A 6,894-nucleotide genomic window follows, 5' to 3' on the forward strand; every position below is an offset into this window, starting at 1 on the left:
TATGGGAGTGATCAGGGGTAAATTCAGGGACTTTTTCCCTGAAAATTAGGTAATTGACCCCCTCAAAATCGGTAAAACCCCACACCCCACACCCCACACCCTACACCCTGCCCCTAGGAAAAACTTTTTCAGCAAACCCTAAATAATCCCTGGGATTTATTGGCAAATTCTATGGCAAATAGCTCACCAATAAATGCGGAAAGATTCCTCATACCTAGAATTCTAAATATATCTACTGGTATATCTTGGACGATTTTTTTAACAACAGAATGACATTCAACTAATGAATGCTCAAATATGACTTTATCGATAGTTATTTTCTGACCTTGTTTTGAGAAAAAGCTGGTATCAGAATGTTTATTTATGATATAACTCATTAATTTCTTCCGCAACAGTATTGACAAAAGTAACAATATCCATGTCCAGAGCTGAAATAATTTGTTCTAAGGAGTCCAAAGTAATGTTTCTTACTCCCCTTTCAACTCCAGATATGTAGGTTCTGTCAAGATTAGCCCTATACCCTAAAGCTTCTTGACTCAGATTACGTTTCTTAAGCAATTTTCTTACAGTCACAGCAACAGCAGTGACTAGCTTTCCTGCCATATATAAACTACCAAAGAAGATATTGAAATTCTCCACAGTCCATTTTCCTTCTATGATGACTATTAATCTACGGACTATAAGTCACAAAAGCTGATTCTCAATAAACCTATATTCGGGAGCGGCAAAAACTCTGATTTTGTGTTTGACTAAAAATGTATCCTAAAGATTGCCATCCCGTTGCGATTCTATCCGTGCCTTACTATTCCCAATATCCCGACGCTTTTACTCCCAGTTATCTGAGCGAACTACAAGGACAGATTCTCGCTTGTCCCCACTTCACAGTTAACAATTTAAATCGAGATTTCGTTAAAACCAAAGGCTTTTCTATCGCTTTTCGACGCACACAAATCAGCGAAGTCGCACGAATGTTTCCCTATTTTAAACCCTATCTCGATCGCAGTTTACAAGCTGACTGCAACGCTTTTTATCTTAATCCCTTACTCCTACAAACCGGTTCACGCGTCGATCCCCATATCGATCGCTCCCTGCGCTCCTATTGTAAAACTATCGATCCCCCGCTCCTAGTTAGCGTCCTTTATGTGCAGGTTCCTAAAGATATTCAAGGGGGGGAACTGGTACTAGCAACAGGCAATCGTTCCGTGGCCCAGATTCGTCCTTGTACTAACACCTTGATCCTCTTTCAAGGAGATCTCACCCATTCAGTTAATCCCGTTAGTTGTTCTGGTATTCGTCTGAGTCTTGTCTGCGAACAATATCGGTTAGATGCTGAAGAATTGCGAGAGATTCCCGAAATACAGATAGAATCGCGAACCATGAAACCAGAAAAGAAAAAAAGGAAAGATCGGGTCGTTGCCCTACAATAAAAGGGCATTTTTGTAAAGATATTCTAGATGGTGATGCGCGAACCGATCGTCGAATTAAGGGGAGTAACCAAAGCTTTCGGCAAGAAAGTAATCTTAAATAACGTCGATCTGAAAGTGTACGAAGGGGAAGCGATCGGCGTGATCGGTCCATCCGGGACGGGAAAATCGACGATTTTGCGCTTAGTCGCCGGATTACTTGCCCCCGATCGAGGAGAAGTGTACATCTACGGCACAAAACGGCAGAGAACCGTAGAACAGGGGGAAGATCCCCTCGGTGTTGGTCTAGTTTTCCAACAATCGGCCCTTTTTGACTCCCTCACCGTCGGGGAAAATGTCGGTTTTGCTCTCTATCGCAACTCAAAGCTAAAACGAGCCGAAATCCGCGATTTAGTGGAAGAAAAACTGGATTTAGTGGGAATGTCCGGTTCCTACGACCTCTATCCCTCTGAAATATCCGGAGGGATGCGAAAACGCGTCAGTTTAGCCAGAGCAATTATCAGCGATCCCTCGATCGCCGCCGATCGACCGAACATTCTCCTTTACGATGAACCCACTGCTGGACTGGATCCCGTCGCTTCTACCCGCATCCAGACGGTAATTATGGAACTTCTCAAGGTAAAAAAAGCCTGTGGGGCCCATCTCATTGTCACCCACGTCCATAGCACCATCGAAAATACCACCGATCGCATCGTTTTTCTCTATAAAGGTCAATTTCAATGGGTTGGACCGACTCAAGAGGCTTATCACTCCGAAATCCCCGTACTCAAGCAATTTTTTACCGGCAGTATCGACGGACCAATTCAGTGATCAGTCAATTGAGGGAAGTGGGGTGTGGGGTGTGGGGTGTGGGGTGTGGGGTGGTCACTGCGTGCGCGTTGCGGGGGGAAGTGGGGAGAATAAATAAAAATAATCTCCTGAATACTGAATACTGAATCCTGAATACTGAATCCTCACTCCCAACTCCTGAATCCTGACTCCTGAATCCTGACTCCTGACTCCTGAATACTGACTCCTGAATCCTCACTCCCGACTCCTGAATACTGAATACTGACTCGGAGAATACTGACTCCTTGACTCTTGCCTTCAGAAGCTGATCGCTGAAATCCCCCGATTTCTCCTGTAAGATACTGTGTAGAGATGAGGAGTAATTATTTATGGAAGCTGGCGGTTCACAACGGGGGATTTCCCCAACTCTGCGGCAAAGTGGTATCGGTTTAATGTTACTGACATCGGGGGGAATATTAATCTGGTTTGTCGCTTGGTTAAGTAATTTTAGCTTCGGGGGACGCAGTTATCGCGCCAGCTTCCTTTTTCCTAATGTGGGTGGCATGATGGTGGGAACCCGCGTCGGTTATCGGGGAGTGAGAATCGGGCAAGTGACGGCAATTACCCCAGAACCGGAGGGAGTCGCCGTAGAAGTGGAGATTTCGCCAGCAGATCGCCTAATTCCCAGTAATTCCCTCATCGAAGCCATTCAATCCGGTTTAGTGGGTGAAACCACGATCGATATTACTCCCCTGCAAGCTTTACCCGTCGGTGGTGTCAAAGAACCCCCTTTGAGTCCTAACTGCAATGGGGAGATGATTATCTGTAACGGTTCCCGTTTACAAGGGCAATCGGCGCTAAATGTCAATACCCTGATCAGATCTTTACTGAGAATTTCTAATCTAGTTAGCGATCCCGATATGGTGGCTGGATTTCGTTCCTTCACCCAACGCGCTGCCAATGCCTTGGGAGGACTCGATCGCTTTAGTGGTGAGGCAACCACCGCTTTAAGTGAGGTACGTCGCAGCGGTACTCTGGGTAAAGTTAATTCGGGGATGAGATCTCTAGAATCCTTACCCCAAGTATCCGGTTCCCTCGATCGCCTTTCTAGTGATCTTTCCGGTGTCGGGGGATTGAGTCAGGAAGCGACTACTTTACTGAGAAGTTTACAGGGAAGTGGCGGCCTGAGAAATTTAGACGCTACCCTAGTAGAGGCCCGAAAAACGCTGCTTTTGGTGGGCCAAACCACCGAAGAACTGCGGGTTTTTTTGGCAGCTAATCAAAATCGTTTAATTGCTACTCTCGATAGTATCAAAACTACTAGCGATCGCCTACAAACTACTCTCGCTGCTTTGGATCCCATCCTGACGCAAGTGCAGAAAAGCCAAATCATCGAGAATTTAAACACTATTTCGGCAAATGCTGTTAAATTAAGTGAAAATTTGGGCAACTTTACCGCCTATCTCTCCGATCCTGCCACTGTTGTCACCCTACAGCAACTTCTCGACTCCTCTCGCGCCGCTTTTGCCAATCTTCAGAAAATCACCTCGGATGTGGATGAAATTACCGGTAATCCGCAACTGCGACAGGAAATTATCCGCTTAATTCAGGGTTTAAGTCGTTTGGTTTCTTCTAGCGAACAACTACAGCAGGAATTCGCCCAAGGTCAAGCAATGACAAGAATGGCCGCCCAAATTGCGACAATAGCCCCAAATCCCGCCGCTAATACCCCAGAAAAAGACCCTAAGAAACCCAGAAAAAGCCCCGAAATAAATGATTAAATGTGTTTGAAAAATCACCTTAGTTCCTCATAAAGGAATCCAATCTAAGCGATCAATCCATTCTTCAGCTTCTGTTAATTCCCAGATTAAAATCATTGATTCAGCCCATTGACTAATTGTACCGCTAGGGCGTAACCAAATAATTCCCCAAGTGTGACCTCCCGTGTTCCAATGATCTTTTAAATGATTGGGCATGGTACTTCTATTGTCAGTGATTAACAGTCTCTGGGATAATTCTAAATATTGCAATAAATTAGGATCAAGTGTCCCTAAAAGAGGTGCATCCGCATCACCAACTCGCAAAATATCTATAGTAGAATTGATACGTTGAACCGCTATTTTTAGCTTAGGAGATAAATTTTCATCCAGCAAAAACCGAATTTTCATGCTTTTTGTAAATACTCCTGCTCCTTTTTAATTTTTGCTTTTCTTAAACGATCAATTAAAGGAGATGATGTTTCTAGCCACTGTTGATAATGTTGTTCCCGTTGTCTTTCTAGCTTGACAAGATAGAGATCGATTTGTGCTTGATTGTGATAATAATAGGTCAAAGTGGCATAAATTTTTTCTAAATTTAGAGTTGGTAATTCTTGGAGAATTTCTTGAGGACTATAACCTTGTCGATAGTATTTCAGTACGTCCTCAATGCCAATACGATGTCCTTTTAATTGAATATTATCTACTGCTACAAATTCAAAATAATCTTCTAACTGCATAGGTTGTTACCTCCTAAAACATCAATACTATCCTAGCATATTATTAAAAATGTGCCGCAAAATTCAAAATTATTCACCGATTTTAAGCCTATCTGAATATTCAATTTAACCCACCTACTTTAGATGGGTTAAAAAGATAAAAAGAGATTAAGATTGACGTTTTAAAGCAGAACCAATTCCTAATACTCCTAAACTCAATAATCCTAGCACTGATGAAGGTTCGGGAATAGAAGGAGGAGGAGAGGAAAGAGCTATCACTGAGACATTATCCAACGCAGGACCATAAGGTGTATCGACTAAATTTAGAAAACTAAGGGTAGTTGTTGTTCCAGTGGCAGTAAAACCCCAAGATTTTGATACCCATCCCATGTTTGAACGGCTTTTTCCTGTTATGTCGAAAGAAAAGTCAGCAGAATTTCCTCCTGCACTCACTCTCATCTCTTTAATAGTAGGACTGTAGTCTGTATTACCCGCCAGATCAAAAGTCACCCGATAAGTCTCACCGACAGTTGTGTTAAAGGTTTGCTGAATTCCACCGGCATTCGCTCCAGATAGATCCAGATTTCTACTACCCTCAGAAGCTTGCCAATAAGTTCCTATATAATCAATTGTTCCTTGGCTGACCGTCCATCCTGTAATTGCTGTGGAACCAGCATCAAGTCTTATAAAATCACCAGGGTTAGGGTTGACGGTAGCCGTCTCAAAACTGCCATTTTGAATCAAATTTGCTGCTTGTACAGGGGTGACTATCAAAGCACTCACCGCCAAGACAGAGGAAGCAATTGAGAGTTTTAATAAGCTATGCTTACCCCCCCCCCGCAAATCAATCAGTTTTGCTAATTTTTGAGTCATAATTAAAAACTCCATTTTTAGATAAACAACCACAGCATAGCACAGAAAACCTCAAACTAGATGAAAAAATGATTAATTTTTTGCTCAAGATGGCCTTAAATGAGCTTTGGGATAGAGAAACTTGTGGCAAGATATAATTAAGGGGTATTTGGGGAAGAAATTGGATTATGGAAGAACTTTTAGAATTAAAGGCTTTACTCTTAAAAGGTGATATTAAAGGTTCACTGGCGATTGTAGAAGACCTTGAAGATATGAGCAAAAATGGGATTATTAGCACCATTCGTGGTTATGCTGTTATCTTATTACTTCATTTAATTAAACAACAGGCAGAAAACCGAACCACTCGTTCTTGGGATGTCTCCATTCGCAATAGTGTTAGAGAAATTCAACGCCAAAATAAACGCCGAAAAGCGGCAGGATATTATTTAAGTGATGAGGAATTAACAGACACTTTAAACGATGCTTATCTTAATGCTTTGGATGCCGCTTCTTTAGAAGTCGAATCAGGTCGTTATCAATCGGAGAAACTAGAAGCTATAATTGACAAAAATAAACTGATTAGTGATGCTTTCCTTTTAATTAAAAACGTCTCTCCCTACTCCCTAGGGGAGCATCCCATTTATGCAATAAGTATAAACACTTAAGCGAGCGATAAAGCTTTTGTAGATATGATTCTGGTTCCAATCACAGAATTTAGATGACTGTTTAAAGTCTCTGACCTTCCCGAAAGCTATGGCATATAAGGATTTTAGCCCTAAGTATAATTGCTTGTCATGAAAGTGGGATGCCCCCCTTCGTTACCGACAAAAAGATTATCTTGAGTTACTTTTGCAAGATAGCTAATTTTTCCGAAACAGGAGAGCGATCGGCCTGAAAAAGTGCTTCGCTCCCGCTTGCCCGATGATTGGTTCGGCAAGGCCGAAAAATAGAAACAGGGAAGTGACCCAACACCACACCGAAGCCCATTCAAGCGGTAGCAGAATCCGGAGCGGGATTAGAGTTCCCGGTCCGATAGCGGACAGAACGATCGCCACCCAAATCGGACGCAGGAACAAAAAAGTGGCGAGAGTGGGAATCGCGACGTAGAGAAGCGCGTTGCCAATATCGATCGCTGGTATGCCGTAGGACGCGAGGTAGTCAGCCCAAATCTGGTGGTGATTGGGGCCGACAATCGTACACATACGGGGATTGATAGAGAAGGCCACGAGTATTAGGACAATACGCACTGTAACGAACAGTGCCGCTATTCCTATGATGGGAGTCGTCCAACGCTTGAAACGATCTCCCCTAGCGTCAGAGCCATAGATGGCCAGAACCGTGAAGGTGAGTGGGAGAAAGCTTACCAACACCCGC

Annotated in this window: 10 protein-coding genes; 4 read left to right on the plus strand and 6 right to left on the minus strand. The window is 43.2% G+C overall.

Annotation, left to right across the window (positions count from 1 at the left end; genetic code table 11):
- Positions 1-128 precede the first annotated feature (128 nt).
- Together O9295_RS00165 and O9295_RS00170 are read right to left on the minus strand one after the other, a co-directional pair.
- The gene (locus tag O9295_RS00165) at positions 129-377 is read right to left on the minus strand and encodes a hypothetical protein (RefSeq protein ID WP_288030814.1); all 249 of its coding nucleotides are present in this window, start codon (positions 375-377) and stop codon (positions 129-131) included.
- Positions 358-603 carry a helix-turn-helix domain-containing protein gene (locus O9295_RS00170; protein ID WP_288030817.1) on the minus strand — a complete coding sequence of 82 codons (246 nt, stop codon included), beginning with the start codon at positions 601-603 and terminating at the stop codon, positions 358-360. The genes O9295_RS00165 and O9295_RS00170 overlap by 20 nt, the downstream gene beginning before the upstream one ends.
- 191 nt (positions 604-794) lie before the next feature.
- Between O9295_RS00170 and O9295_RS00175 the strand changes: the two genes are divergently transcribed.
- The 3 genes from O9295_RS00175 (at position 795) to O9295_RS00185 (ending at position 3,973) form a co-directional block, all read left to right on the plus strand.
- Positions 795-1,427: a 2OG-Fe(II) oxygenase gene (locus O9295_RS00175; RefSeq protein ID WP_149987895.1), complete on the plus strand. Its 633-nt coding sequence runs from the start codon at positions 795-797 to the stop codon at positions 1,425-1,427.
- 27 nt (positions 1,428-1,454) lie between these two features.
- Complete coding sequence (locus tag O9295_RS00180; protein ID WP_002763710.1) at positions 1,455-2,234, plus strand: ABC transporter ATP-binding protein; 780 nt, start codon at positions 1,455-1,457, stop codon at positions 2,232-2,234.
- 347 nt (positions 2,235-2,581) lie between these two features.
- Complete coding sequence (locus tag O9295_RS00185) at positions 2,582-3,973, plus strand: MlaD family protein (RefSeq protein WP_288030820.1); 1,392 nt, start codon at positions 2,582-2,584, stop codon at positions 3,971-3,973.
- Positions 3,974-4,000: 27 nt separating this feature from the next.
- Here the strand turns inward: O9295_RS00185 and O9295_RS00190 are convergent, their stop codons facing one another.
- The 3 genes from O9295_RS00190 to O9295_RS00200 all read right to left on the minus strand — a co-directional run bounded on the left by O9295_RS00190 (position 4,001) and on the right by O9295_RS00200 (position 5,541).
- Entirely contained in the window at positions 4,001-4,360 is a 360-nt protein-coding gene (locus O9295_RS00190; protein ID WP_002763705.1) for a DUF5615 family PIN-like protein, read from the minus strand.
- Complete coding sequence (locus tag O9295_RS00195) at positions 4,357-4,689, minus strand: DUF433 domain-containing protein (RefSeq protein WP_002750711.1); 333 nt, start codon at positions 4,687-4,689, stop codon at positions 4,357-4,359. Before O9295_RS00195 ends, O9295_RS00190 begins: the two co-directional genes overlap by 4 nt.
- A 147-nt stretch (positions 4,690-4,836) precedes the next feature.
- Positions 4,837-5,541, minus strand: coding sequence for a choice-of-anchor C family PEP-CTERM protein (locus O9295_RS00200; protein ID WP_288030822.1), 705 nt, complete (start codon positions 5,539-5,541; stop codon positions 4,837-4,839).
- A 167-nt stretch (positions 5,542-5,708) separates the two neighbouring features.
- Here O9295_RS00200 and O9295_RS00205 point away from each other — a divergent pair, with 167 nt between their 5' ends.
- Complete coding sequence (locus O9295_RS00205; RefSeq protein WP_288030824.1) at positions 5,709-6,185, plus strand: DUF29 family protein; 477 nt, start codon at positions 5,709-5,711, stop codon at positions 6,183-6,185.
- Between the two features lie 195 nt (positions 6,186-6,380).
- Here O9295_RS00205 and O9295_RS00210 read toward each other — a convergent pair whose 3' ends face one another.
- Entirely contained in the window at positions 6,381-6,746 is a 366-nt protein-coding gene (locus tag O9295_RS00210) for a hypothetical protein (protein WP_288030826.1), read from the minus strand.
- Positions 6,747-6,894: the final 148 nt, after the last annotated feature.

The sequence above is a fragment of the Microcystis sp. LE18-22.4A genome, assembly GCF_027531105.1.
Lineage (GTDB): Bacteria > Cyanobacteriota > Cyanobacteriia > Cyanobacteriales > Microcystaceae > Microcystis > Microcystis aeruginosa.

What these genes read in the sequence shown, in the direction of transcription:
- O9295_RS00190 (WP_002763705.1), bottom strand. Translation starts at nt 4,360, where the DNA reads ATGAAAATTCGGTTTTTGCTGGATGAAAATTTATCTCCTAAGCTAAAA.
- O9295_RS00165 (WP_288030814.1), bottom strand. Translation starts at nt 377, where the DNA reads ATGAGTTATATCATAAATAAACATTCTGATACCAGCTTTTTCTCAAAA.
- O9295_RS00170 (WP_288030817.1), bottom strand. Translation starts at nt 603, where the DNA reads ATGGCAGGAAAGCTAGTCACTGCTGTTGCTGTGACTGTAAGAAAATTG.
- O9295_RS00205 (WP_288030824.1), top strand. Translation starts at nt 5,709, where the DNA reads ATGGAAGAACTTTTAGAATTAAAGGCTTTACTCTTAAAAGGTGATATT.
- O9295_RS00200 (WP_288030822.1), bottom strand. Translation starts at nt 5,541, where the DNA reads ATGACTCAAAAATTAGCAAAACTGATTGATTTGCGGGGGGGGGGTAAG.
- O9295_RS00195 (WP_002750711.1), bottom strand. Translation starts at nt 4,689, where the DNA reads ATGCAGTTAGAAGATTATTTTGAATTTGTAGCAGTAGATAATATTCAA.
- O9295_RS00185 (WP_288030820.1), top strand. Translation starts at nt 2,582, where the DNA reads ATGGAAGCTGGCGGTTCACAACGGGGGATTTCCCCAACTCTGCGGCAA.
- O9295_RS00180 (WP_002763710.1), top strand. Translation starts at nt 1,455, where the DNA reads ATGGTGATGCGCGAACCGATCGTCGAATTAAGGGGAGTAACCAAAGCT.